This window comes from Chryseobacterium gambrini (assembly GCF_027920505.1).
GTDB classification, from domain to species: Bacteria; Bacteroidota; Bacteroidia; order Flavobacteriales; family Weeksellaceae; genus Chryseobacterium; species Chryseobacterium gambrini.
This window is the reverse complement of sequence record NZ_CP115857.1, coordinates 3,497,693-3,524,292: the sequence shown is the minus strand read 5'-3', so window position 1 is coordinate 3,524,292 and position 26,600 is coordinate 3,497,693. Positions and strand designations below refer to the sequence as shown.

Below are 26,600 nucleotides of genomic sequence, written 5' to 3'. Positions count from 1 at the left end.
AAAATAGTTTAAAAATGATAAAAAATAAATTTTATAAAAACATTATTCTCTTTACTTTATTTATCCTCACATCACTGAGCTATAATACTAAAGCACAGGGAGTAGATGTAGTTTTCTGGTTAGATAATAGTGGATCTATAGACAATACGGAATGGGTTGCCATGAGTAACACTACAAAAACGTTAATAGATGAAATATTAGGGTGTAACTCTAATAACAGAATAGCTGTAGTTCATTATGCGGCAACTAGCCCATTGCCAGACCATGCAAAAATATATATTGAATCGGACTTTTCAAATAATGCAACCGCTGTTAAAAGTTTTGTGAGGAGGACTAATGATATAGGAATATATGATTATGCATCTGAGTCGCTTGAGTTAATAGGTAATGCTTTAGATAACGTTACCAATAATAATATCTTAAGTACACAAAAGACACTAAATAAATCTTCAACAAATAAATTAGTTGTATTTTATTTTACAGACGCTACCAGAGCTATGGACGGTTCTTACATAATTAAATTTTTTGGTTTGCCACCTCTCGGGGTTTATAATCAATTTAAAACTGATAGACAAGCTAAATTTGTCTGTTTATATGCGGGGCCATATTCCCCAAATCACGCTCCAGAGACAATAGCAGCTATTGCTTCTATTGGAGGCTCTTACACAGGTGCAGTAGAAGCAAATGCTGGAGATCCTGAAGGGAGTGGAACAACACCAAGAATGGCTGTAATAAGCCCAACTTTTACTATCTCAAACAGCGATATACAAACCATTACTAATAATATATGTTCTATAGCTCCTCCATGCCAAGCAGGTAATACTGCACCTACTATTGGTAGCAATAAAATAGCTAATATTTGCCCTATAGCTACGGGTGATTTAACTACATTAGTTACCTCTACGGCTCCATCTGGCACTACTATTACCTATCATACAGGCTTTCCTGCTACTGATGCTAATAAAATATCAAATCCTACTACAGCTTCTACTGGCACTTATTATGCAGCTTATTGGGATGCTACCAATAATTGTTATAGCCCTGTAAGTGAACCTATTTATATAGCTAAATGTATCACGAATACATGCCCTACTACTACGGTAGATCTTACTACACACGGTACAGGTACTCCTCCATCTGGCACTACCTTACAGTGGCATAATACCAGTAATGTATATGCACTTAATAGTAGTACATTAATAAATACTCCTAATGCTGTAAGTAATGGTACTTATCATGCAACTTATTATGATGCTACCAATAATTGTTACAGCCCTTTATCTACTCCTATAATAGTAGCTATTTCTAATTGTTTTTCAGCTTGTTATAAACCTGCAATTACATCTGGAACTGTACTAGACACTAAACTTGGTATTACTGCACTTGGTAGAGCTGGAGCAAATAATGGCAACTGGCCTATGGTAAGAAAAGGTGCATGGATTGCTTTGGAAGCTAAAACTAAAGGGTTTGTTGTAAACAGATTAACAGCAGCACAAATAGCGGCAATACCTACTGCAAACTGCGTAGAGGGAATGATGGTATATGACACTACTAACAACTGTCTTAAAATATATACCACTACTGATAATGGTGGAACATATAGCTGGCAATGTTTTAACACACAGACTTGTCCCTAATCAATAAAAAAACATAAATGATTGAGAAGAGATCCTATTGCGGTAGAAATATCCTGCCGCAAAGGGTCTCAATAAAAACAATAATTTTTATGCAAATGAAAAAGACCATATTATTCGCATTCTTATTTATCTCTTTACTTTCTTTTTCACAGGTAGCAATAGGTAAATCTAATATCACAAACCCATCTGTTTCTTTAGAATTTGGTAACGAAAACAGAGGCATATTACTCCCTTGGGTAACATCTGTTTCTAGTGTTACTTATGCTGTAGATGGTACTATCATTTATGATATTACAGATAAAAAAATCAAATATTTAAAAGCTGGATTCTGGTTTGATCTTACGATAGATAATACAGGTATTGTTGACACTTCTCTGCAAAACACACTTACCGATGTATCTTCTGCCAAAACCTCGATAGGTACAAATGCTGCTACAGATTCTACACCTGGTATTCTGGTTCTTACCGATACAAATAAAGCAATGGTCTTACCAAAAGTTTCCAGTCCTCATCTTAATATCATTAGCCCATCTTCAGGAATAATGGTATATGATACAACAGCCCATCAACTTGCCGTATTTAACGGTACGGTATGGAGCTTTTGGAAACCATAATCTTAATATTATATTATCAGTAGCCTTCAGCATAATCAATTGTTGTTATCTGTAAATATTTTCTGCACTGCAATTTGGCTGGAGGCTTATTAAAAAATCCCCATAATAGATTGGTTCTTAATCATGGGGATTTTTAATATATATTATTATGAAAAGAAAACTCCCGTTCTGAATCTTTCTTTATTCAGTTTTTTATTCACAGCCAATCCCCAAAGAATAAATTCTTTTAAAAATAGAAGATCTTCGTGTTGGGTATCGGGTTGGTATTTTTCAATGATTTCATCAAGCGGAGTAATTCGATTTAGGTTTTTCGCGTAGACTTCATCCGGAGATTCGTCGGTAATTTCTAAAAACCCGTCATCCTGTAAAAACCAGTCGGTGATCTGGCTGAATGGTCCGTCTACATTCTTTTTCTCCAGTTTTTCTATTTTGGGGAAATACGTGGTAAACAGAGTTTTTACCGCATTATCTATTAAAAGTTGTGCCACAGATTCTGCTCCTTCCTGCTCTCCTTCATAAACCAGTTCTACCTTTCCGGTAATCGCAGGAATAACGCCAACAAAATCGCTCAGCCTCACCGAAGTTTTTTCTTCGCCAGCCAACAAAGCCCTACGTTCTGCCGTACTCAACAAATTTTCGAAAGCGGTGATGCTCATACGTGCACTGACACCACTTTTTGCATCTACATATTCGCTCTCGCGGGCTTCAAAACCAATCTGTTCCAGAAGATCATGGGCTAAAGCCGGAACATACACTCCGTTTTTCTGGCGGCTGTCCAGACTGGATTCATATTTTGTAATTTCTTTCGCAATATGGATATTTTCAGGATAGTGCGTTAAAATCTGCGATCCGATACGGTCTTTCAGAGGAGTAACGATGCTTCCTCTGTTGGTATAATCTTCCGGATTGGCGGTAAAGACAAACTGAATATCCAAAGGCATTCTCACTTTAAATCCACGAATCTGAACATCGCCTTCCTGTAAAATATTAAACAGGGAAACCTGAATTCTTGCCTGTAGATCCGGCAACTCGTTAATTACAAAAATACAGCGGTTGGCTCTCGGAATCATTCCAAAATGGATCACACGATCGTCTGCATAAGATAATTTAAGATTGGCAGCTTTTATCGGATCTACATCACCAATAAGATCGGCAACAGTAACATCCGGAGTGGCAAGTTTTTCAAAAAATCTTTCATCGCGGTGAAGCCATTCAATGGGCGTGCTATCGCCTTCTTTTTCAATTAATTCTTTTGCAAATCGGGAAATCGGGTTAAAAGGATCATCATTAATCTCGCTTCCGTCCACATAAGGAATCCATTCATCCAATAAGCTTGTCATCATTCTTGCCAGTCTTGTTTTAGCCTGACCTCGCAATCCTAATAAATTAATATTATGCTTACTGAGAATGGCATGCTCCAATTGAGGAATTACCGTGTTTTCGTATCCGAAGATTCCCTCAAATACAGATTCTCTATTTCGAATTTTAGTTTTTAAATTATCCCGTAATTCGTCTTTAATATGTTTTGATGTATAACCTGATGCTTTTAACGCACCAAGCGTTTTTATTTCTGGCTTTGCAGTCATTGTATTTAAATCTAATTGATAATTTTTATTGAGTATAATTTTAACGGATTCTTCTTTTACGATTGGATTCATAATCTTCAAAAATCATGTTTCCTAAACCATTAAGACCTGTATAAAATGCTTTTCCCTGATTGGCTTCTGTAAATTCGCTCACGAAATGCTGCAAATAAGAATCCTGCGCAATCATAAAAGTAGTAATTGGGATATGGAGCCTTCTTGCCTGAGCTGCCATATTGTAACATTTCTGAACTACATATTCATCCAGTCCGTAAGAATTCATATAATAAGTACCATCCGGTTCGCGCACACAGCTTGGCTTTCCGTCGGTAATCATAAAAATTTGTTTGTTGGTATTTCTTTTTCTGCGCAAAATATCCATTGCTAACTGAAGTCCTGCAACAGTATTCGTATGATAAGGACCAACTTGCAGGTAAGGAAGTTCCTGAATCTTTACCGGCCATGCATCATCCCCGAAAACAATAATATCCAGCGTATCTTTCGGATAACGCGTTGTGATTAATTCAGCAAGTGCCATCGCAACTTTTTTAGCCGGAGTAATGCGGTCTTCGCCGTAAAGAATCATACTGTGGCTGATGTCGATCATTAAAACAGTGCTCATTTGAGACTGATGTATGCTGTCCTCAACAATAAGATCATTTTCCGTAAGATGAAAATCTCCGATCCCGTTATTAATTTGTGCATTCTTTAGACTCTCCGTCATTGAAATTTTTTCCACAGAATCACCGAAATTATAATTTCTGAATTCTCCGGTTAAGTCTTCACCTGCTCCGCTTTTATTCGTTTTATGATTTCCGTTTCCGCTCTTTTCAAGATTTCCGAATATTTGTTTAAGTGCCTGTTTACGAATATTCTGTTCCATTTTCGCACTTAGGGTAACTCCATTGCCATTTCCATCTGGATTAATCTCTTCCCGAATATATCCTTTCTTCTTAAGATCTTCAATAAAGTCATCTATTGTATATTCAGGAGTGGTTAATTGGTATTCTTCATCCAACATCCGAAGCCAGTCAATTGCTTCATCAAAATCACCTGAAGTATGAGTCAGTAAATCAGTAAAAATTTCCAGCAATCGGTCAAAAACAGACAGTTCAGGTTCCTGATAAGTATTAAACCTAAAACCTCTTACAATATGCTCTTTCATATGATAAATTTACGATATAAATTAAGAGGGCTTAAGAGATTTAGTCTATTTTACATTTTAAGAATAAAAATAATTGAATCAAAGAAAATTCTCAAGTTATGGAAAGAAAAATTATCCGCTACTTTAGATAAAACGTCTTTAATATGTGAAATAGCTTTTCAGGAGCTTTATCCCGCTATCCACTCTTACTCCTCGCGCCCTGCTTCCCGGGTTAGTGCCCTCACTTTTCCTGTTCCCGCTGCGGGGTAACTGTTCCTATCGCGGCTAGAAGATGGCAAACAATATTGATAATTGATGAGTAATGAGTAATGAGTAATGAGTAATAAAGATAATTGATAATTGATGAATGATGATTGATTACATTCTCCGGCTTCTTTCCTTTTCTCCTGGTTCTTTTTACTTTTACCTTGATTCTTTTTACTTTTCCCTTGCTTCTTTCCTTTGATAAGGGATAGATTAAGATGAGAGATGGAGAGTTATGAGCAAAAAAAAGTCTCATAGAATTTAATCTATGAGACTTTTAAATAAAAACTGGCGGCGACCTACTCTCCCGCTTGCGCAGTACCATCGGCGCTGGTGGGCTTAACTTCTGTGTTCGGAATGGGAACAGGTGAGCCCCACCGCTAAAACCACCCTAAAGGTTGTATATAGCTGTTGGCTATTGGCTTATTGCCATTGGCCATTAGCTTTTTATCGGTAAATTTCATCACAAAGGCAAAACCAGTGTTGCACTTATAAATACTTAAGCTAAGTTATGATAAGCATGATTGCTCATTACCTATTACTCATTACTTATGAATAGGCTATAAATCTACGGGTAATTAGTACTACTCGGCTATGCTGTTACCAACTTTACACCTGTAGCCTATCAACGTGGTCATCTCCCACGACCCTTAAAAGATGTCTCATCTTGAGGCGAGTTTCGCACTTATATGCTTTCAGTGCTTATCTCTTCCAAACATAGCTACTCAGCGGTGCACCTGGCGGTACAACTGATACACCAGAGGTTTGTTCAATTCGGTCCTCTCGTACTAGAATCAAGCCCTCTCAAACATCTAACGCCCGCAATAGATAGAGACCGAACTGTCTCACGACGTTCTGAACCCAGCTCGCGTGCCACTTTAATGGGCGAACAGCCCAACCCTTGGGACCTTCTCCAGCCCCAGGATGTGACGAGCCGACATCGAGGTGCCGAACCTCCCCGTCGATGTGAGCTCTTGGGGGAGACTAGCCTGTTATCCCCGGAGTACCTTTTATCCTATGAGCGATGGCCCTTCCATACGGAACCACCGGATCACTATGTCCTGCTTTCGCACCTGATCGACTTGTTGGTCTCACAGTCAAGCACCCTTATGCCATTACACTCTACGCACGGTTACCAAGCGTGCTGAGGGTACCTTTGAAAGCCTCCGTTACTCTTTTGGAGGCGACCACCCCAGTCAAACTACCCACCACGCAATGTCCTTCTGAAAGAAGTTAGGCTCCAAGTAAGTAAAGGGTGGTATTTCAACGACGGCTCCACAAACACTAGCGTGCCTGCTTCAAAGCCTCCCACCTATCCTACACATTACTTACTCAAAGTCAATACGAAGTTATAGTAAAGGTTCACAGGGTCTTTTCGTCCCATTGCGGGTAATCGGCATCTTCACCGATACTACAATTTCACCGAGCTCGTGGCTGAGACAGTGCCCAGATCGTTACACCATTCGTGCAGGTCGGAACTTACCCGACAAGGAATTTCGCTACCTTAGGACCGTTATAGTTACGGCCGCCGTTTACTGGGGCTTCAGTCAAACGCTTCGCTTACGCTAACGCCCTTCCTTAACCTTCCAGCACCGGGCAGGTGTCAGACCCTATACAGCATCTTTCGATTTAGCAGAGTCCTGTGTTTTTGATAAACAGTCGCCTGGGCCTCTTCACTGCGGCCAACATTGCTGTTGGCGTCTCTTCTTCCGAAGTTACGAGACTATTTTGCCTAGTTCCTTAGCCACGACTCACTCGAGCACCTTAGGATTCTCTCCTCGACCACCTGTGTCGGTTTTGGTACGGGTTGCTTCACTTCGGCTTTTCTTGGATCCGATTTCACTATAACAGCTTCGCCCGAAGGCTAGGCCTTGACACTTCCGTCCGTCTTCAATAGCTACGTCGAACCGTCCCCTTTTTAGTGTGAGCAAGTATGGGAATATTAACCCATTGTCCATCCACTACCCCTTTCGGGTTCGCGTTAGGTCCCGACTAACCCTCAGCTGATTAGCATGGCTGAGGAAACCTTAGTCTTTCGGTGAGGGGGTTTCTCGCCCCCTTTATCGTTACTTATGCCTACATTTTCTTTTCTATAAGCTCCACAATACCTCACGATACTGCTTCTGCGCCGATAGAATGCTCTCCTACCAGATATAATTAATTATAAATCCATAGCTTCGGTATTCTGTTTATGCCCGATTATTATCCATGCCGGACCGCTCGACTAGTGAGCTGTTACGCACTCTTTAAATGAATGGCTGCTTCCAAGCCAACATCCTAGCTGTCAATGCAGTCCAACCGCGTTGCTTCAACTTAACAGAAATTTGGGGACCTTAGCTGTTGGTCTGGGTTCTTTCCCTCTCGGACATGGACCTTAGCACCCATGCCCTCACTGCCGTAGAACATTTATTAGCATTCGGAGTTTGTCAGGAATTGGTAGGCGGTGAAACCCCCGCATCCAATCAGTAGCTCTACCTCTAATAAACTTATATACGACGCTGCACCTAAATGCATTTCGGAGAGTACGAGCTATCTCCCAGTTTGATTGGCCTTTCACCCCTACCCACAGGTCATCCGAAGACTTTTCAACGTCAATAGGTTCGGTCCTCCACTTTGTGTTACCAAAGCTTCAACCTGCCCATGGGTAGATCACAAGGTTTCGCGTCTAATCCTACTAACTATGCGCCCTATTCAGACTCGCTTTCGCTCCGGCTCCGGACCTGAAGTCCTTAACCTCGCTAGTAAAATTAACTCGTAGGCTCATTATGCAAAAGGCACGCCGTCACAGAATTAATCTGCTCCGACCGCTTGTAGGCGTACGGTTTCAGGTTCTATTTCACCCTTCTATTCGAAGTGCTTTTCACCTTTCCTTCACAGTACTTGTTCACTATCGGTCTTTCAGGAGTATTTAGCCTTGGAGGATGGTCCCCCCATATTCAGACAGGATTTCACGTGTCCCGCCCTACTCATTTATCATCTATGTATGCCTTTCAAATACGGGGCTATCACCCTCTATGGCTGTTCTTTCCAGAACATTCTTTTAAACATATAAAGACTTTTGGGCTAATCCGCTTTCGCTCGCCACTACTTACGGAATCTCTTCGATTTCTTTTCCTCAGGGTACTTAGATGTTTCAGTTCTCCTGGTTTGCTCCCATTGCTGGGTGACATGTCTTCAACATGCCGGGTTGCCCCATTCGGACATCTGCGGATCAATTCGTGTGTGCCAATCCCCGCAGCTTTTCGCAGCTTACCACGTCCTTCTTCGCCTCTGAAAGCCTAGGCATCCGCCATACGCCCTTAACGATTTCTTTCCTATTTTTAGGTTACTCAAGCACTTATAAGTGCTCGGTTTTCTCTTTGTGATGTCTTTACCGTTAATGTCAATGATCTTAATTTCTTCTCTTCTGTCTGATGAACAATTGTTGTTTTTGGCTCCAATCGTAACTTTTAAATCAAACTTCCAAAACTGTGGAGAATAAGGGAGTCGAACCCTTGACCTCCTGCGTGCAAGGCAGGCGCTCTAGCCAGCTGAGCTAATTCCCCCTCTAGGTGCTGTTGGCTTCTTGCTAATTGCTTCTGGATTTTTTGCCATAAGCCATAAGCGATTTGCCAGCCGCCTTAATTAGTAGTCTCGGGCAGGCTCGAACTGCCGACCTCTACATTATCAGTGTAGCGCTCTAACCAGCTGAGCTACGAGACTTTGTATGAGTAATGAGTGATCAGTAATAAGTAATATACTTTTCCCCTTCTTCATTTCTCAATCTCTTTCCCTTTTACTAATTTCTAGTGGGTTTTGTATTTATATATATTTATAAGTAATAAGTAATCGGTAATAAGTAATTTTTATATTCCTCACTTTTACACTTGGATCTTTTTACTTTTAACTTTTTACTTTCCTTATAAACCAACCAAATAAAAAACTAAAGCTTTACTTTAAGTAAGTACTTTGTGTATTGCTACACTAATTTTGTTTAACGTTCTTCAACGCTCTAAAATGAGATGTTCCAGCCGCACCTTCCGGTACGGCTACCTTGTTACGACTTAGCCCTAGTTACCTGTTTTACCCTAGGCAGCTCCTGTTACGGTCACCGACTTCAGGTACCCCAGACTTCCATGGCTTGACGGGCGGTGTGTACAAGGCCCGGGAACGTATTCACCGCGCCATGGCTGATGCGCGATTACTAGCGATTCCAGCTTCATAGAGTCGAGTTGCAGACTCCAATCCGAACTGAGACCGGCTTTCGAGATTTGCATCACATCGCTGTGTAGCTGCCCTCTGTACCTACCATTGTATTACGTGTGTGGCCCAAGACGTAAGGGCCGTGATGATTTGACGTCATCCCCACCTTCCTCTCTACTTGCGTAGGCAGTCTCACTAGAGTCCCCAACTGAATGATGGCAACTAGTGACAGGGGTTGCGCTCGTTGCAGGACTTAACCTAACACCTCACGGCACGAGCTGACGACAACCATGCAGCACCTTGAAAATTGCCCGAAGGAGGATCTATTTCTAAATCTGTCAATTCCCATTTAAGTCTTGGTAAGGTTCCTCGCGTATCATCGAATTAAACCACATAATCCACCGCTTGTGCGGGCCCCCGTCAATTCCTTTGAGTTTCAAACTTGCGTTCGTACTCCCCAGGTGGCTAACTTATCACTTTCGCTTAGTCTCTGATTCCGAAAAACCAAAAACGAGTTAGCATCGTTTACGGCGTGGACTACCAGGGTATCTAATCCTGTTCGCTCCCCACGCTTTCGTCCATCAGCGTCAGTTAAGACATAGTAACCTGCCTTCGCAATTGGTGTTCTAAGTAATATCTATGCATTTCACCGCTACACTACTTATTCCAGCTACTTCTACCTTACTCAAGACCCGCAGTATCAATGGCAGTTTCATAGTTAAGCTATGAGATTTCACCACTGACTTACGGATCCGCCTACGGACCCTTTAAACCCAATAAATCCGGATAACGCTTGCACCCTCCGTATTACCGCGGCTGCTGGCACGGAGTTAGCCGGTGCTTATTCGTACAGTACCTTCAGCTATTTACACGTAAATAGGTTTATCCCTGTACAAAAGAAGTTTACAACCCATAGGGCCGTCGTCCTTCACGCGGGATGGCTGGATCAGGCTCTCACCCATTGTCCAATATTCCTCACTGCTGCCTCCCGTAGGAGTCTGGTCCGTGTCTCAGTACCAGTGTGGGGGATCACCCTCTCAGGCCCCCTAAAGATCATTGACTTGGTGAGCCGTTACCTCACCAACTATCTAATCTTGCGCGTGCCCATCTCTATCCACCGGAGTTTTCAATAATAAGTGATGCCACTCAGTATATTATGGGGTATTAATCTCCCTTTCGAAAGGCTATCCCCCAGATAAAGGCAGGTTGCACACGTGTTCCGCACCCGTGCGCCGCTCTCAAGATTCCGAAGAATCTCTACCGCTCGGCTTGCATGTGTTAGGCCTCCCGCTAGCGTTCATCCTGAGCCAGGATCAAACTCTCCATTGTATGTTTGTCTGACTCACTCAAAGTTTTTAACGCTTTAGTTTTTCCTTACTTGGTTGTTATATTGTATGTCAATGATCTTCAAATCTTTCGCTTCCTACAAAACTAATTCTCTGTCGTTTTCGTTTCGTATTTGCGAGTGCAAAAGTAATACTTTATTTTATTCTGACCAAATGTTTTTGAAGAAAATTTTAAAGTTTTTTTTTACTAACCTTAACCCCTCTCTGCCATTCAATCTCTAACTCCTGCGCTTCCCCGTTTAGGGACTGCAAAGATACAAATCTTTTTATTCTGAGCAAGTTTTATTTTAAGTTTTTTCTAAATTAATTTAAAATAAAATATCCCCCTGATCCGTATCCTTTTAATACCTTATAAAAGTATTACCCAGGCATTTTATTAAAGTATGTCGCTTATCTAAAAGCTCGTCTCCGCTTACTGATCCTATTTCGTTTTTCAGTGCCGCAAAGATAGAGACTTTAAGCATTACAAAACAAGTTTTGTTAACTTTAATTTCATCTTGTATTCATATTTGGACATAAAACGCTGATATGATGAGAGAATAATTTTATACTTTTTTAAACTAATGTTTGTTTTTTTGATGTGGAAGTGTTGTTAAAGGAAAGGTTGATAGGGATTTTTTGCAATAGTATTGAATAATTGAGGAGGAAAAAATGAGTTCACGGTAAAAAATTTAATCTTCATTAATTCAGTTTTGATCTTTTAGGGTATTAAATGATTTAAATAAAAAAATAATTGAAGGTGTTTTCATTTTTAAAATACCGGAATATGATCTTTTTTAAGAATAATTAAATTAATTGACTTATTCTTTATTAATAAAGGCTTCGGACAGGCTTAGCCTGACAATGTTTAAATATTACGGTCAATTCGAGAGTCTCCCTGAGATTGCCGAAGGGTCTCCGTTAGAAAACCGTTTACTAATCGTAGTTCACAATGAGTTTGCTTAAACTTTTTATAATAAAAATATTCTTGTTGGAAAACGTAAAGATGCAAGATTTTTATTCGTCTCAAATCTTTAAGGCGCAAGAAAATCAAAGGATTGATGCTTATTTTATCGTAAATAAAATCTTTGTACCTTAAGATAAGGCTATATTTAATGAATATTTTGCACCTTTTCGATGGTTATAGCCAGAATATTTTAAGATCGATCCATGATTCCATTGTTTTGCAATGACAGAAAATAATTTTCTGTTTACTGCTATTGATGGGTAATGAGTAATAGGTAATGAAGATAATTGATGAATGATTACATCCTCGGGCTCCTTTACTTTTCTCTTTTTACTTGTTACTTTTTACTTGTTACTTTTCTCCTGGTTCTTTTTACTTTTACCTTGATTCTTTTTACTTTTCCCTTGCTTCTTTCCTTTGATAAGGGATAGATTAAGATGAGAGATGGAGAGTTATGAGCAAAAAAAAGTCTCATAGAATTTAATCTATGAGACTTTTAAATAAAAACTGGCGGCGACCTACTCTCCCGCTTGCGCAGTACCATCGGCGCTGGTGGGCTTAACTTCTGTGTTCGGAATGGGAACAGGTGAGCCCCACCGCTAAAACCACCCTAAAGGTTGTATATAGGTTTAAGGTTTATTGTTTATTGTTCAAAGTTTTGAACCATGAATCTTAAACATTCAACCATGAACCGTTTTTATCGGTAAATTTCATCACAAAGGCAAAACCAGTGTTGCACTTATAAATACTTAAGCTAAGTTATGATAAGCATGATTGCTCATTACCTATTACTCATTACTTATGAATAGGCTATAAATCTACGGGTAATTAGTACTACTCGGCTATGCTGTTACCAACTTTACACCTGTAGCCTATCAACGTGGTCATCTCCCACGACCCTTAAAAGATGTCTCATCTTGAGGCGAGTTTCGCACTTATATGCTTTCAGTGCTTATCTCTTCCAAACATAGCTACTCAGCGGTGCACCTGGCGGTACAACTGATACACCAGAGGTTTGTTCAATTCGGTCCTCTCGTACTAGAATCAAGCCCTCTCAAACATCTAACGCCCGCAATAGATAGAGACCGAACTGTCTCACGACGTTCTGAACCCAGCTCGCGTGCCACTTTAATGGGCGAACAGCCCAACCCTTGGGACCTTCTCCAGCCCCAGGATGTGACGAGCCGACATCGAGGTGCCGAACCTCCCCGTCGATGTGAGCTCTTGGGGGAGACTAGCCTGTTATCCCCGGAGTACCTTTTATCCTATGAGCGATGGCCCTTCCATACGGAACCACCGGATCACTATGTCCTGCTTTCGCACCTGATCGACTTGTTGGTCTCACAGTCAAGCACCCTTATGCCATTACACTCTACGCACGGTTACCAAGCGTGCTGAGGGTACCTTTGAAAGCCTCCGTTACTCTTTTGGAGGCGACCACCCCAGTCAAACTACCCACCACGCAATGTCCTTCTGAAAGAAGTTAGGCTCCAAGTAAGTAAAGGGTGGTATTTCAACGACGGCTCCACAAACACTAGCGTGCCTGCTTCAAAGCCTCCCACCTATCCTACACATTACTTACTCAAAGTCAATACGAAGTTATAGTAAAGGTTCACAGGGTCTTTTCGTCCCATTGCGGGTAATCGGCATCTTCACCGATACTACAATTTCACCGAGCTCGTGGCTGAGACAGTGCCCAGATCGTTACACCATTCGTGCAGGTCGGAACTTACCCGACAAGGAATTTCGCTACCTTAGGACCGTTATAGTTACGGCCGCCGTTTACTGGGGCTTCAGTCAAACGCTTCGCTTACGCTAACGCCCTTCCTTAACCTTCCAGCACCGGGCAGGTGTCAGACCCTATACAGCATCTTTCGATTTAGCAGAGTCCTGTGTTTTTGATAAACAGTCGCCTGGGCCTCTTCACTGCGGCCAACATTGCTGTTGGCGTCTCTTCTTCCGAAGTTACGAGACTATTTTGCCTAGTTCCTTAGCCACGACTCACTCGAGCACCTTAGGATTCTCTCCTCGACCACCTGTGTCGGTTTTGGTACGGGTTGCTTCACTTCGGCTTTTCTTGGATCCGATTTCACTATAACAGCTTCGCCCGAAGGCTAGGCCTTGACACTTCCGTCCGTCTTCAATAGCTACGTCGAACCGTCCCCTTTTTAGTGTGAGCAAGTATGGGAATATTAACCCATTGTCCATCCACTACCCCTTTCGGGTTCGCGTTAGGTCCCGACTAACCCTCAGCTGATTAGCATGGCTGAGGAAACCTTAGTCTTTCGGTGAGGGGGTTTCTCGCCCCCTTTATCGTTACTTATGCCTACATTTTCTTTTCTATAAGCTCCACAATACCTCACGATACTGCTTCTGCGCCGATAGAATGCTCTCCTACCAGATATAATTAATTATAAATCCATAGCTTCGGTATTCTGTTTATGCCCGATTATTATCCATGCCGGACCGCTCGACTAGTGAGCTGTTACGCACTCTTTAAATGAATGGCTGCTTCCAAGCCAACATCCTAGCTGTCAATGCAGTCCAACCGCGTTGCTTCAACTTAACAGAAATTTGGGGACCTTAGCTGTTGGTCTGGGTTCTTTCCCTCTCGGACATGGACCTTAGCACCCATGCCCTCACTGCCGTAGAACATTTATTAGCATTCGGAGTTTGTCAGGAATTGGTAGGCGGTGAAACCCCCGCATCCAATCAGTAGCTCTACCTCTAATAAACTTATATACGACGCTGCACCTAAATGCATTTCGGAGAGTACGAGCTATCTCCCAGTTTGATTGGCCTTTCACCCCTACCCACAGGTCATCCGAAGACTTTTCAACGTCAATAGGTTCGGTCCTCCACTTTGTGTTACCAAAGCTTCAACCTGCCCATGGGTAGATCACAAGGTTTCGCGTCTAATCCTACTAACTATGCGCCCTATTCAGACTCGCTTTCGCTCCGGCTCCGGACCTGAAGTCCTTAACCTCGCTAGTAAAATTAACTCGTAGGCTCATTATGCAAAAGGCACGCCGTCACAGAATTAATCTGCTCCGACCGCTTGTAGGCGTACGGTTTCAGGTTCTATTTCACCCTTCTATTCGAAGTGCTTTTCACCTTTCCTTCACAGTACTTGTTCACTATCGGTCTTTCAGGAGTATTTAGCCTTGGAGGATGGTCCCCCCATATTCAGACAGGATTTCACGTGTCCCGCCCTACTCATTTATCATCTATGTATGCCTTTCAAATACGGGGCTATCACCCTCTATGGCTGTTCTTTCCAGAACATTCTTTTAAACATATAAAGACTTTTGGGCTAATCCGCTTTCGCTCGCCACTACTTACGGAATCTCTTCGATTTCTTTTCCTCAGGGTACTTAGATGTTTCAGTTCTCCTGGTTTGCTCCCATTGCTGGGTGACATGTCTTCAACATGCCGGGTTGCCCCATTCGGACATCTGCGGATCAATTCGTGTGTGCCAATCCCCGCAGCTTTTCGCAGCTTACCACGTCCTTCTTCGCCTCTGAAAGCCTAGGCATCCGCCATACGCCCTTAACGATTTCTTTCCTATTTTTAGGTTACTCAAGCACTTATAAGTGCTCGGTTTTCTCTTTGTGATGTCTTTACCGTTAATGTCAATGATCTTAATTTCTTCTCTTCTGTCTGATGAACAATTGTTGTTTTTGGCTCCAATCGTAACTTTTAAATCAAACTTCCAAAACTGTGGAGAATAAGGGAGTCGAACCCTTGACCTCCTGCGTGCAAGGCAGGCGCTCTAGCCAGCTGAGCTAATTCCCCCTCTAGGTGCTGTTGGCTTCTTGCTAATTGCTTCTGGATTTTTTGCCATAAGCCATAAGCGATTTGCCAGCCGCCTTAATTAGTAGTCTCGGGCAGGCTCGAACTGCCGACCTCTACATTATCAGTGTAGCGCTCTAACCAGCTGAGCTACGAGACTTTGTTATGAGTGATGATTGATCAGTAATAATTGATATTATTCATACCGCATTACAATCTTTCATTTCTCAATCTCTTATCCCTTATACTAATTTCTAGTGGGTTTTTTTATTTATAATTGATAACCGATGTCTGATCAGTGATGGGTAGCATCATCTATCTTTTATCGCTTATCATTTATATATATCAACCAAATAAAAAACTAAAGCTTTACTTTAAGTAAGTACTTTGTGTATTGCTACACTAATTTTGTTTAACGTTCTTCAACGCTCTAAAATGAGATGTTCCAGCCGCACCTTCCGGTACGGCTACCTTGTTACGACTTAGCCCTAGTTACCTGTTTTACCCTAGGCAGCTCCTGTTACGGTCACCGACTTCAGGTACCCCAGACTTCCATGGCTTGACGGGCGGTGTGTACAAGGCCCGGGAACGTATTCACCGCGCCATGGCTGATGCGCGATTACTAGCGATTCCAGCTTCATAGAGTCGAGTTGCAGACTCCAATCCGAACTGAGACCGGCTTTCGAGATTTGCATCACATCGCTGTGTAGCTGCCCTCTGTACCTACCATTGTATTACGTGTGTGGCCCAAGACGTAAGGGCCGTGATGATTTGACGTCATCCCCACCTTCCTCTCTACTTGCGTAGGCAGTCTCACTAGAGTCCCCAACTGAATGATGGCAACTAGTGACAGGGGTTGCGCTCGTTGCAGGACTTAACCTAACACCTCACGGCACGAGCTGACGACAACCATGCAGCACCTTGAAAATTGCCCGAAGGAGGATCTATTTCTAAATCTGTCAATTCCCATTTAAGTCTTGGTAAGGTTCCTCGCGTATCATCGAATTAAACCACATAATCCACCGCTTGTGCGGGCCCCCGTCAATTCCTTTGAGTTTCAAACTTGCGTTCGTACTCCCCAGGTGGCTAACTTATCACTTTCGCTTAGTCTCTGATTCCGAAAAACCAAAAACGAGTTAGCATCGTTTACGGCGTGGACTACCAGGGTATCTAATCCTGTTCGCTCCCCACGCTTTCGTCCATCAGCGTCAGTTAAGACATAGTAACCTGCCTTCGCAATTGGTGTTCTAAGTAATATCTATGCATTTCACCGCTACACTACTTATTCCAGCTACTTCTACCTTACTCAAGACCCGCAGTATCAATGGCAGTTTCATAGTTAAGCTATGAGATTTCACCACTGACTTACGGATCCGCCTACGGACCCTTTAAACCCAATAAATCCGGATAACGCTTGCACCCTCCGTATTACCGCGGCTGCTGGCACGGAGTTAGTAAGCTTATTCGTACAGTACCTTCAGCTATTTACACGTAAATAGGTTTATCCCTGTACAAAAGAAGTTTACAACCCATAGGGCCGTCGTCCTTCACGCGGGATGGCTGGATCAGGCTCTCACCCATTGTCCAATATTCCTCACTGCTGCCTCCCGTAGGAGTCTGGTCCGTGTCTCAGTACCAGTGTGGGGGATCACCCTCTCAGGCCCCCTAAAGATCATTGACTTGGTGAGCCGTTACCTCACCAACTATCTAATCTTGCGCGTGCCCATCTCTATCCACCGGAGTTTTCAATAATAAGTGATGCCACTCAGTATATTATGGGGTATTAATCTCCCTTTCGAAAGGCTATCCCCCAGATAAAGGCAGGTTGCACACGTGTTCCGCACCCGTGCGCCGCTCTCAAGATTCCGAAGAATCTCTACCGCTCGGCTTGCATGTGTTAGGCCTCCCGCTAGCGTTCATCCTGAGCCAGGATCAAACTCTCCATTGTATGTTTGTCTGACTCACTCAAAGTTTTTTAACGCTTTAGTTTTTCCTTACTTGGTTGTTATATTGTATGTCAATGATCTTCCATTCTTTCGCTTCCTACAAAACTAATTCTCTGTCGTTTTCGTTTCGTATTTGCGAGTGCAAAAGTAATACTTTATTTTATTCTGACCAAATGTTTTTGAAGAAAATTTTAAAGTTTTTTTTTACTAACCTTAACCCCTCTCTGCCATTTAATCCCTCACTCCTGCGCTTCCCCGTTTAGGGACTGCAAAGATACAAATCTTTTTATTCTGAGCAAGTTTTATTTTAAGTTTTTTTCTAAATTAATTTAAAATAAAATATCCCCCTGATCCGTATCCTTTTAATACCTTATAAAAGTATTACCCAGGCATTTTATTAAAGTATGTCGCTTATCTAAAAGCTCGTCTCCGCTTACTGATCCTATTTCGTTTTTCAGTGCCGCAAAGATAGAGACTTTAAACCTGCTCTTCCAAATATATTTAACATAATATTTACGCTGAAGCTGTAATTGTGGGTAACTTTGTATTCTAAAATACTGGTTTATTTGAGTTTAAATGGTTATCCATAGTTTTCCACATTACTCGATTAAAGTTTTTTACTCCGTGAAAATGTTGGATAAGGAGTGGAAAGAGTGGATTTTGAACCAAAGTTTCGTGGATTTGAGGGGAAAATGGATGGGCTTGATGGGAAGTATTGGAGAGGAGAGAGTTCGTAAGCAAAGAAAAGAAGCTGGAGAAGAAAAAGTTTATTGAGAAAGCAAGGAGATGATTTACAAATGAAAAAGAGAATGTATCCAGAATGTCATTAAGAATATACACTGAAGATTTAGAAACAAAATTCTGAAATATTCAATTAATGGCTTTTAGACAGTTTTTTTCTTTATTATATATGTATTTAAAAATCCGATGTAAGATTAGTATCTCTTTATGCACCTACAAATGAAAAGTCTGCCGGTATCTCAGTAAGGCTTCTGAAATTCCTAGCCCCGATAGAAACGGCATCCTTTTGGGTTGCGGGCGGAGCGAAGCGGAGCCCGTAACCCAAAAGATAAAGTGGATAGCGGGAAATAGCTCCTTGTAAAAAAAGTTTATTAATGAGGAAGAATTTTTAAAATGAAGATGATATTTTTTTGATATTGCTTCGTCGCTTTGATCCCCTTCATGACCACCGAAACATTTTTTCGCAATTAAAGAAATCGTTTTTCCAAGAATTTATATATATAGTATCCGATGAGACAGCCTACAGTGTCGGCAACAATATCTAAGGTTTCCATTGATCTTCCCAATCCCATTTCTTCCTGAAGGATCTCGGTAAGAAATGCATACAGCAGAATGATCTGGATGAAATAGTAAAATCTGATTTTTGGAAAAGCGGCAATGAAAAAGAAACCTAATGCCGCAAAAATGCTTAGATGCAAAATCTTGTCAATACCGCTGAACATAAACCAATACTCATGGTTTTCTTCTCCCGGTCTGAGAAGCATATAAGTAAGAAATGCCCAATAAATGGGCAATATCTTACTGAATATTTTTGAAATCTTATCCAATGATTGCCTGATATTCTTCCGCAGAAAGTAATTCTGAATGATCTGCACCTTCAGCAACTTCTAATTTGATGATCCATCCGTTCCCATAAGGATCTGAATTTAACAATTCAGGCTGGTCTTCCAATTCTGAGTTGAATTCGATCACTTTTCCTGAGATTGGCAAGAATAAATCTGAAACTGTTTTTACAGCTTCTACACTTCCGAAAACGGCACCTCCTTCAAGATCATCATCTACAGTGTCTACATCTACATAAACGATATCTCCCAGTTCTCCCTGTGCGAAGTCTGTAATACCGATTGTAGCAACATTTCCTTCAATCTTGATCCATTCGTGATCTTTCGTGTACTTTAATTCTGATGGTGTGTTCATTTTTAATTTTTTATTTGTACAAATGTATTCAAAATTCCAGAAGGTTCAAATATCGGATATAAAAAATGTCCCTCAAAAACTGAGGGACATTTAAATTTATTTTCGTTCTAATTAGAAACCGCCTGAGTCTCCGAATGTAAATGTGGCAGAAATACCTGCTCTGATTGTTGACAATGGGAAGGCTGTTGAGATTTTATATTTAGAAGTCATCTGCTCATAGAATACTCTAAGATTAAGGTTCTGTGATACATTATAATCTGCTGAAACTTTAATGTTCATCAATCTCTGACCTCCTGTAACCTGAGAATCATCCAGTAAAATATTGGTGATGCTCGTCTTGCTGTCTCTCAGCGAGAAATCTCCTCTGATGTTCAGGTCACTTCCTTTTGCTTTTCCTCGTCCTCTCACATTCGTCATTCCTAATCTGAAGTTTCTGATGATATATCCTACTCTCACTACATATTCGCTGTTTGAATCTTCTGTTAAGGTATGGTTTACCAATCCGAGTAACAATGTTCTTAATCTGTTGTACTGAATACCCAACTGAATATTGTTTCTCATTGTCATATCTACTCCGATCAAAGGTGAGAAGTTTTCTACGTAACCTACCTGAGCAAAAGTGAACGGATTGATATAATCGTCATTAATATCTCTCTGCGTTGCATCGTAAGCATTAAGACTGTTGAAATAATCAATACTGGACTGAATTCCTGTTGCTGTATAAGTCGCCTGATAAGAATGTAAAAGATCAAACTTTGAGAATTGTCCGTTGATGATCGGGATATTTCTCAACCCTGAGTAAGTGATCTTCCAGTTTGGAATCGGAAGTCCTGCCTTTTTAGGGTTGGTCATTTCTTTTACTGTTTTTCCTTCCACCGCAGCTCTGAATGCAGGAATCAAAATATAGGCATTTGAAATTCCATAACCGTCTTTGAATCCGTTTGGCTCTAAAGCGCCCTGCTTCTGCTGAGATAAAGCCTGTGCATTCTGCCTTATTGCCTGATAAATTGCCGCTCCGTCTTTGAATGCTGTCTTTAATAAAACAACCGAGTTGGAATAGGTTACCAAATCATTTGCAAATGTGTAGTTCGGATTGGCAACTCCCGTATTCGGATCTCTGTAATTAAATCCTGTATGGGTAAAGTTTCGGTTATAATTATGCAGTGCACTGATGTCTATTCTGAGATCGTTCATCGGCATAACCTGCAAATTAGCCCGTAGCTCGCGTGTCGACATTCGTACATAAGGATCTGTCATAAATTCGGAATCACTTACCCATCCGTTTTCCATTACCGTTCTTCTGATGTCTGCCTGAGATCCGAAAAGGAACCCGATGGTTGGACCTCCCAAAGTCTGTCCGTAACCATACCAGTTCGGAGCCGATAGCAATCCCGGAAGCACTGTTCCGTTGTTTTCAGAATAATTGATATCTAACTGCTTCATGGATGTTAATAAATACGCCATGCTCTGAAGCGGAGTCAGTCTGTTTTTGAATTTATATCTTTTATAAGCATATCTGTTTTTCTCCCACTGTTGCGTATAAGCATTGTTTAATGAATCTATTTCCTGTTTACGTTTCTGCAATTTTGCCGAAATATTTTTGAAATACTTAAACTGTCCAAAGAACTTGGTGAAATCTGCCGTTCCGGTTGCCTGAATGACATTTGTATTCTGACCGATTGAACCTAAACTTCCGTCCGGACTTGCCAGTAACACCGTAGATCTTGCATTCCAGTTGTAGGTAAATCCGTAACCTAATTCCGCATCGATGAAATCGAGATATGGCAGATACTGGAACGGTAATTTATAGTTTAACTGAACTCTGTGGTTATACAGTACAGGTCTACCCGCTCTTAATACATTTCCGAAAATAGAACTGTTGTCCATTGTATTAACGTCCACATTGTCATTCAATGTTCTGGTTGCCGAGTTAATTTCCAGTTTTAAAGATTTGGTAAAATTAAATCCTAAACCATACTGCCATCCGAAATAGAAGTTTCTGTTTTTAATCGCTGCAAAGTCATCACCATAGTTTCCTGTAAGGATGGCATCAATATTTCTGAACTGCAACTCGTTGTAATTTCTGTCGATTTCAGTTCTGAAAGAGAATCTTGTAGGAACAGGATTAAAGTTAAATTCTTTTACCCATCTCAGATATTTCGTAGACTTCGCCGTATCGCTGATCATTTTATTGAACGGACGGATTACCCAAGGTTTGAATGTGTAGTTGTAATCCACATACCCTCTCAGATACTGTCTGTAATTTTTCTTGGTATAAATATCTCTGTAATAATCGTCGTTGTAAACCGCCGTTACCGATACGTTTTCGATATCGTAGAACTTAGGTTTCCTGTTCGGATTCATTCTTTCTTTATGCATATTCACAACGCCGATGCTTCTTTGCTGTGTATAAGTTCTTGCTACTTTTTTAAGCTGCTCTTTGTTTGCTGCTTTCTTAAACTCTACATCCGTATCCAGAGGATTGTACTTCGGATCTTCAATAGTCTGAGAATAAGAATAGTTTACCGGAATTTTAACTCCTGTTTTTTCAGGTAAAAATTTATCTACATTTACTGCGGTATTGATGCTGAATGCAGACTGAGTCGACTGGTTTCTCTCGGCTGGTTTAGAATCAATATTTCCAAATCCTACTGAAGTATAAGAAGCACTTGTATTCACGGTTGCAAAATCTCCCAGATTGAAGTTTAAGCTCGCATTTCCTGCATAACCTCCGTCATTTTCTATTTCAGAGAGACGGATTTCGTTTACCCAAAGAATCCTGTCGAGTGCTACAGCTCCGGAAGTTCCTCTTTCGAAACCATTTCTGACACCAATCATGATGGTTGTAATGTTTCCTAAACTTGGACGTCCCTTGATGTAAAGACTTTTAAAAGTATTCCCCGGATCAAAAACCTCATCTTTTAATCTCTGTACAATTTGCGTCGGATGATTTTTATCTCTTCTTATTTTAGCATCAACAAAATCCTGAATATTTAAATCCACATCATTTTCCATCGGCCAGATTTCCATCGGTGTTGTAGCGTTAGATGGTGTAATGAAAAGTGAAGATTCATATTCATAGTAGTTATCCGTGGCATCACTACCGAAACGGATGAAGAACTTGGTTTCTTTATTAAAACCGAATACTCTTTTACCAGGATCCTGAGCGTGCACAAAAAGTTTTAGTTTTTTATATCTTCTCATATCCAGAGAAGTATTTTTAAATACTCCTCTCGCTTCAGATGGAGCAAGGGATGTCGCTTTTAAATATAAAGAAGCTTCATTCTGTCTCTGTGCCCCTGCATTACCGCTTAAAATCTGTCTGTCTATTCCCGGAGGCAGAACGTAAGGCGGCTGATTCAGTGCATTTTCTTCAATATTTACACTCCCTACCTCGAAGTTATTATTATCTGCAACGGTTGTTCCTTCATCTGTAGCTCCTGAATTTCCTGTATTGGCAATGTTTTTAGGATATTTTCTCCAGTCTGATCTCACCAAATCCATGGTTCCGAATCTTAACGTTGAAGTCTGATCGAAACCTGTTAATAATAATCTCGCGAATCGTACATTATTCAAAATGGATGCATCATGATCTCCTGCTGTATTTACGTACTGGGAAACCGGAATTCTGAATAAATACCATTTTACCTGCGAAGTCTGCCCGTTCTGGAATGATGCCTGAACTGTTTTAACGTCTACGATGTTATTCTGTCCTAAAGTAAGGCTTCCCGGAGTTAAGCTTACCTCATACTGGTTGTAGCTTTCCGTCTGATCTAAGTTGTAATCTTTATTAATATCTTCCGCATCCGGAGTCTGTGAAGCCACTTCTAAAGAGTTGCTCTGAGAGTTTCCTTCCGGATTTCTGAAATACTTGTATCGCTGAACCAAAGATGACGCCTGAGTTCCGGTGAATTTTTCAGACATATAGAATACAAAATCATCTACTGCAGGGTCGGAAACATTGGTAACCGGATTGATGAATGTATTTCCGAACAATGCCGCTTCCTGATCCGAACTTAAACCGTCATACCCCAAATCCTGAGCGGTTCTGTCTGCTCCTTCACTTGAGAATGCATAAAGAATCGGTGGCTGCTTCGGCTGTGTTCCCCAGTTTGAAGCCGTAGTGGTAGACGGAGCCGAAGGTGTTGGCAATCCGTTTTCGTACTGCATCTGTCCGTCTTTAAGGATATCTTCAGAAACGTTTCCTAAATGCAGTAAAAGTTTTGGATTCGTACCTAAAGTATTGCCATCTGCATAAGGATCCATCATCCAGAATTCAACATATTCGATATTGGAATTTACGAAGTTGGAAATGCTGATCGGTCTCATGATTCCCGCCCATCTCTGTGCGGTTGTTTCTGTAGCCGGATTGGAATTGTAAGGCCCTTTCTCTGCCGGATAATACGAAATATCAAAAGTATTGGTATACGTCTGTTCTCCTGCTACGAAATCTCTGTTGTTAAAAATTTCTGAGAATTGAACCCTTCTTGAAGCGTGATTGGAAACCGACTGCGGCGTGATTCCTGTTGGAGCTTTTCCTCCCACACCGTAAAATCTCGGATCGATGTTATACCATGATAACAAACCTCTTCCATATCCTTCCGTGATATCATTATTTTTTCCTGCTCCTGTAAATAAAGGATCAGATTGATTCTTTTCCGGCTTTGAAGCTAAGCTCCACGCTGTAGGTTCTTTTAAAGTAATTTTTGAAGTGGTCTGTTCAAAATCATCAATATAAGACTGATCGTTGATTCCTTTATTTAAACCGGGAAGTAAATAAGCTGCTTCCATTTTGAAATTCAAATTGGATGGTGCTTCTGTATTTACCAAAGGTATTTTATCTGTTAATCTCGTAAGGAACGGAAGCTGATTGTTATACATCAAATTGATTCCTGCCATTGTGTTATTAACAGCTTCCTGACCATAGTTTACTTTTTGAGTAAGCGGAGATTCGGAATAGTTTACAACGGTTCCTCCCAAAATAAAGTTTTCATTGAATCTTCTTTCTAAATTCAATCCCATGAATCTCTTTCTTTGGGTATTGAATGTTAACTGGTTTTCCAGTGAAATATTAATTGCCTGTCCGGATTGTTTTACCTGTTCATTGATGATGGTAACGGTTCCCAACATATAATCTACGGTGTAGTCTATCCCTTCCGTAAGCTGAACTCCGTTTGCAGAAACTTTTACGGAACCTTGAGGAACGTTAACTGCTCCCAGAGAAATTCCCTGTCCCTGAACGCCTTTGTAACGACCTTCGATGGTGTAACGCTGTGCAAGATTGCTGGATGTAGCAACCTGTTTTTGCTGGCTGTATAGATCTGAGAACACGTACTGTGGATCGTTACTTCCGATGACATTCTGGATATAGCTTCCAAATGGCTGAACTTTAGTAAAGATCACCCTTCCTGTTTCCGGACGTATTGTAATTCCGTTAACAAAGTCGAAAATACCGTCTCCCGTTGAAGTTCCGTTGTTCTGTAAATCTCCGTTGGCATTCAGTCTGTCCCAGTTTAATAATTTGATCAAAGGAACATTGCTTACCTGTGGATTATTGGCAACCGGAAGATAATTTACTTTACCTCCGGATTGTGGATCTCTGTATAACACATTCAGGATAAATCCGTCATGATTAACCTGTCCTGCATCCAGAGAATAGATGTTTTTCATCATCAGATTCCACATCGGCGAAGTTGTTTTTACCGTTGTATTCGGCTTAAGAAGTTTCGCCATTAAAACAGTACTTTCTTCAGAGAATTCCCCGACTTTGTACACCTGATTGCTTCCGTTCACCGTGTAGGAGAAAGAAACCGCCAAAAGCTGATTATCGTTCAGTTTCTGGTTTAATGAAATGTATCCTAACTGCGGTTGTAAGGTATATTCGTTGGTATTTAATCGTCTTGCTTTTTTATTAAAGATAAAGTGTTCACCATCCTGATAAACTTCTGTTGTTCCTGTCGCAACAGGAAGGTTCTGTCCTTTGATGGCATTATATGCAGTACTTGCGTCTCTTAAACCCGGTAATCCGTTAATCGTGGAATACAGGTTGAAACCCGGCTGATTGTTATCGGGAAGAACTCCGGGAGCATCCCCCAAATCTCTAATTCCGACAATACTTTTCTGGTACTGTAAGTTGCTATTCCCCTGATCCAGAACCCAGACTTCCAATCTTGTAATGCTGATCTTCGAATTGATCTGAGGATAGTTCAATAAGGCGCCATCATATTTATCCAAGAAATAATGTCCTAAAAAGTAGTGCTGGTTGTCTTCGTAATCAATTGCATTTAATTTAAATGTATTCATGACACCGCCACCCTGAACCGTAATATTCCTTGCTTCACCCTGTTGTTGGGAAAGTACGACTGTTCCGAAGGTTTTACCTAACTGAAATTCTGTTTTAACCCCGAATAGAGACTGTGAACCACGGATGAGACTGGTGGAAAGCGGCATATTAACGTTACCGAATTCTACTCTTTTGATGATTTTGTCCTCTCCTCCTGCACTTGGCTTATCTACATCCTGCAAACCTTTCTGCTGAAGGTCTTTCCAGCTTCCTTTTGCCTGCCAGACGAGATTCATTCTGTTCTCAAATGCGAAACCGCTCTGGGTGTCATAATTGGCTTTCAACTGAAGGTTTTCTCCTACTTTCCCCAATAAACCAAGCTGAATTCTCTGGTCGATATCGAACGTAAAACTCTTTCTGTTTTGCGGTAAGATCAGTGGATTATCAATCTTCTGATACAATCCGGCTAAATCGAAAGAAGCATACCCGGAAGGAATGATTTCGATTTTATTGCTTCCGAAAATGGTTTCGAACAGCCTGTTGTTGATCTGTAATGAAGGAATTAAACCTTTTCTCGCCGCATCGCTTTTATCTTTCCGGAACATCAGACTGTAACGGTCTGATTTTTCTTTATAGTAAGCCTTCGTCTGCGCTTCCATCATGAACTCTTTGTAATCTTCCGGAGACATCGCAGTCGGCTGTCCTGTTATGGTATTTCCTACTTTAGGATATACGAAATACATTCCTGTTTTTATATCGTAGTAGGCTTCATACTGTGTAGGATCTGCCAACTGATAATCTTTTTTGATAATTGCGGTATCGCTTACCTTTGCTGCAGGTCGCCTTTGTGCAAATGTAAATGTAGACACAAGCAAAAACGACAGGAACAGAATTATATTGAAATATTTATTATTCGCCACCAAAT

General features: G+C 41.0%; 8 protein-coding genes, 4 tRNA genes and 6 rRNA genes. 3 read left to right on the top strand and 15 right to left on the bottom strand.

Annotated elements, in window-relative coordinates:
• The first annotated feature begins 14 nt into the window (after positions 1-14).
• Together PFY09_RS16245 and PFY09_RS16240 are read left to right on the top strand one after the other, a co-directional pair.
• Complete coding sequence (locus tag PFY09_RS16245) at positions 15-1,637, top strand: VWA domain-containing protein (RefSeq protein ID WP_271160365.1); 1,623 nt, start codon at positions 15-17, stop codon at positions 1,635-1,637.
• A gap of 95 nt (positions 1,638-1,732) precedes the next feature.
• On the top strand, positions 1,733-2,251 hold the full coding sequence (locus PFY09_RS16240) for a hypothetical protein (RefSeq protein ID WP_271160364.1): 519 nt from the start codon (positions 1,733-1,735) through the stop codon (positions 2,249-2,251).
• A gap of 146 nt (positions 2,252-2,397) precedes the next feature.
• Here PFY09_RS16240 and PFY09_RS16235 read toward each other — a convergent pair whose 3' ends face one another.
• From PFY09_RS16235 to PFY09_RS16180, 12 genes are all read right to left on the bottom strand, one after another.
• Entirely contained in the window at positions 2,398-3,837 is a 1,440-nt protein-coding gene (locus tag PFY09_RS16235) for an AAA family ATPase (protein WP_271162356.1), read from the bottom strand.
• A 40-nt stretch (positions 3,838-3,877) separates the two neighbouring features.
• Positions 3,878-4,999 (bottom strand): vWA domain-containing protein, encoded by a 1,122-nt coding sequence (locus PFY09_RS16230; RefSeq protein ID WP_271160363.1) that lies wholly within the window; start codon positions 4,997-4,999, stop codon positions 3,878-3,880.
• Positions 5,000-5,528: 529 nt separating this feature from the next.
• Positions 5,529-5,636, bottom strand: a 5S ribosomal RNA gene (gene rrf, locus PFY09_RS16225).
• 164 nt (positions 5,637-5,800) lie between these two features.
• Positions 5,801-8,555 (bottom strand): 23S ribosomal RNA (locus tag PFY09_RS16220).
• Positions 8,556-8,713: 158 nt separating this feature from the next.
• A tRNA-Ala gene (locus PFY09_RS16215) sits at positions 8,714-8,787 on the bottom strand.
• A gap of 83 nt (positions 8,788-8,870) precedes the next feature.
• Positions 8,871-8,944: transfer RNA gene (locus PFY09_RS16210), tRNA-Ile, on the bottom strand.
• 292 nt (positions 8,945-9,236) lie between these two features.
• Positions 9,237-10,753 (bottom strand): 16S ribosomal RNA (locus PFY09_RS16205).
• 1,468 nt (positions 10,754-12,221) lie between these two features.
• Positions 12,222-12,329, bottom strand: a 5S ribosomal RNA gene (rrf, locus tag PFY09_RS16200).
• Positions 12,330-12,524: 195 nt separating this feature from the next.
• A 23S ribosomal RNA gene (locus tag PFY09_RS16195) occupies positions 12,525-15,279 on the bottom strand.
• 158 nt (positions 15,280-15,437) lie between these two features.
• A tRNA-Ala gene (locus tag PFY09_RS16190) sits at positions 15,438-15,511 on the bottom strand.
• Positions 15,512-15,594: 83 nt separating this feature from the next.
• A tRNA-Ile gene (locus PFY09_RS16185) sits at positions 15,595-15,668 on the bottom strand.
• 273 nt (positions 15,669-15,941) lie between these two features.
• Positions 15,942-17,456 (bottom strand): 16S ribosomal RNA (locus PFY09_RS16180).
• Together the 16S, 23S and 5S rRNA genes with 4 tRNA genes alongside form the textbook arrangement of a ribosomal RNA operon.
• Positions 17,457-18,084: 628 nt before the next feature.
• Here PFY09_RS16180 and PFY09_RS16175 point away from each other — a divergent pair.
• The gene (locus PFY09_RS16175) at positions 18,085-18,228 is read left to right on the top strand and encodes a hypothetical protein (protein ID WP_271160362.1); all 144 of its coding nucleotides are present in this window, start codon (positions 18,085-18,087) and stop codon (positions 18,226-18,228) included.
• 434 nt (positions 18,229-18,662) lie between these two features.
• Here the strand turns inward: PFY09_RS16175 and PFY09_RS16170 are convergent, their stop codons facing one another.
• From PFY09_RS16170 to sov, 3 genes are all read right to left on the bottom strand, one after another.
• Positions 18,663-18,989 carry a VanZ family protein gene (locus PFY09_RS16170; RefSeq protein WP_256041052.1) on the bottom strand — a complete coding sequence of 109 codons (327 nt, stop codon included), beginning with the start codon at positions 18,987-18,989 and terminating at the stop codon, positions 18,663-18,665.
• Positions 18,990-19,014: 25 nt separating this feature from the next.
• On the bottom strand, positions 19,015-19,392 hold the full coding sequence (gene gcvH, locus PFY09_RS16165; RefSeq protein WP_076395258.1) for a glycine cleavage system protein GcvH: 378 nt from the start codon (positions 19,390-19,392) through the stop codon (positions 19,015-19,017).
• A 111-nt stretch (positions 19,393-19,503) separates the two neighbouring features.
• Positions 19,504-26,595 carry a T9SS outer membrane translocon Sov/SprA gene (gene sov / locus PFY09_RS16160; protein WP_408640175.1) on the bottom strand — a complete coding sequence of 2,364 codons (7,092 nt, stop codon included), beginning with the start codon at positions 26,593-26,595 and terminating at the stop codon, positions 19,504-19,506.
• Positions 26,596-26,600 lie beyond the last annotated feature (5 nt).

Bases quoted from the DNA above. Each gene is read 5' to 3' on its own strand.
- PFY09_RS16175 (WP_271160362.1), top strand. From the start codon at position 18,085: ATGTTGGATAAGGAGTGGAAAGAGTGGATTTTGAACCAAAGTTTCGTG.
- gcvH (WP_076395258.1), bottom strand. From the start codon at position 19,392: ATGAACACACCATCAGAATTAAAGTACACGAAAGATCACGAATGGATC.
- PFY09_RS16230 (WP_271160363.1), bottom strand. From the start codon at position 4,999: ATGAAAGAGCATATTGTAAGAGGTTTTAGGTTTAATACTTATCAGGAA.
- PFY09_RS16245 (WP_271160365.1), top strand. From the start codon at position 15: ATGATAAAAAATAAATTTTATAAAAACATTATTCTCTTTACTTTATTT.
- PFY09_RS16240 (WP_271160364.1), top strand. From the start codon at position 1,733: ATGAAAAAGACCATATTATTCGCATTCTTATTTATCTCTTTACTTTCT.
- PFY09_RS16235 (WP_271162356.1), bottom strand. From the start codon at position 3,837: ATGACTGCAAAGCCAGAAATAAAAACGCTTGGTGCGTTAAAAGCATCA.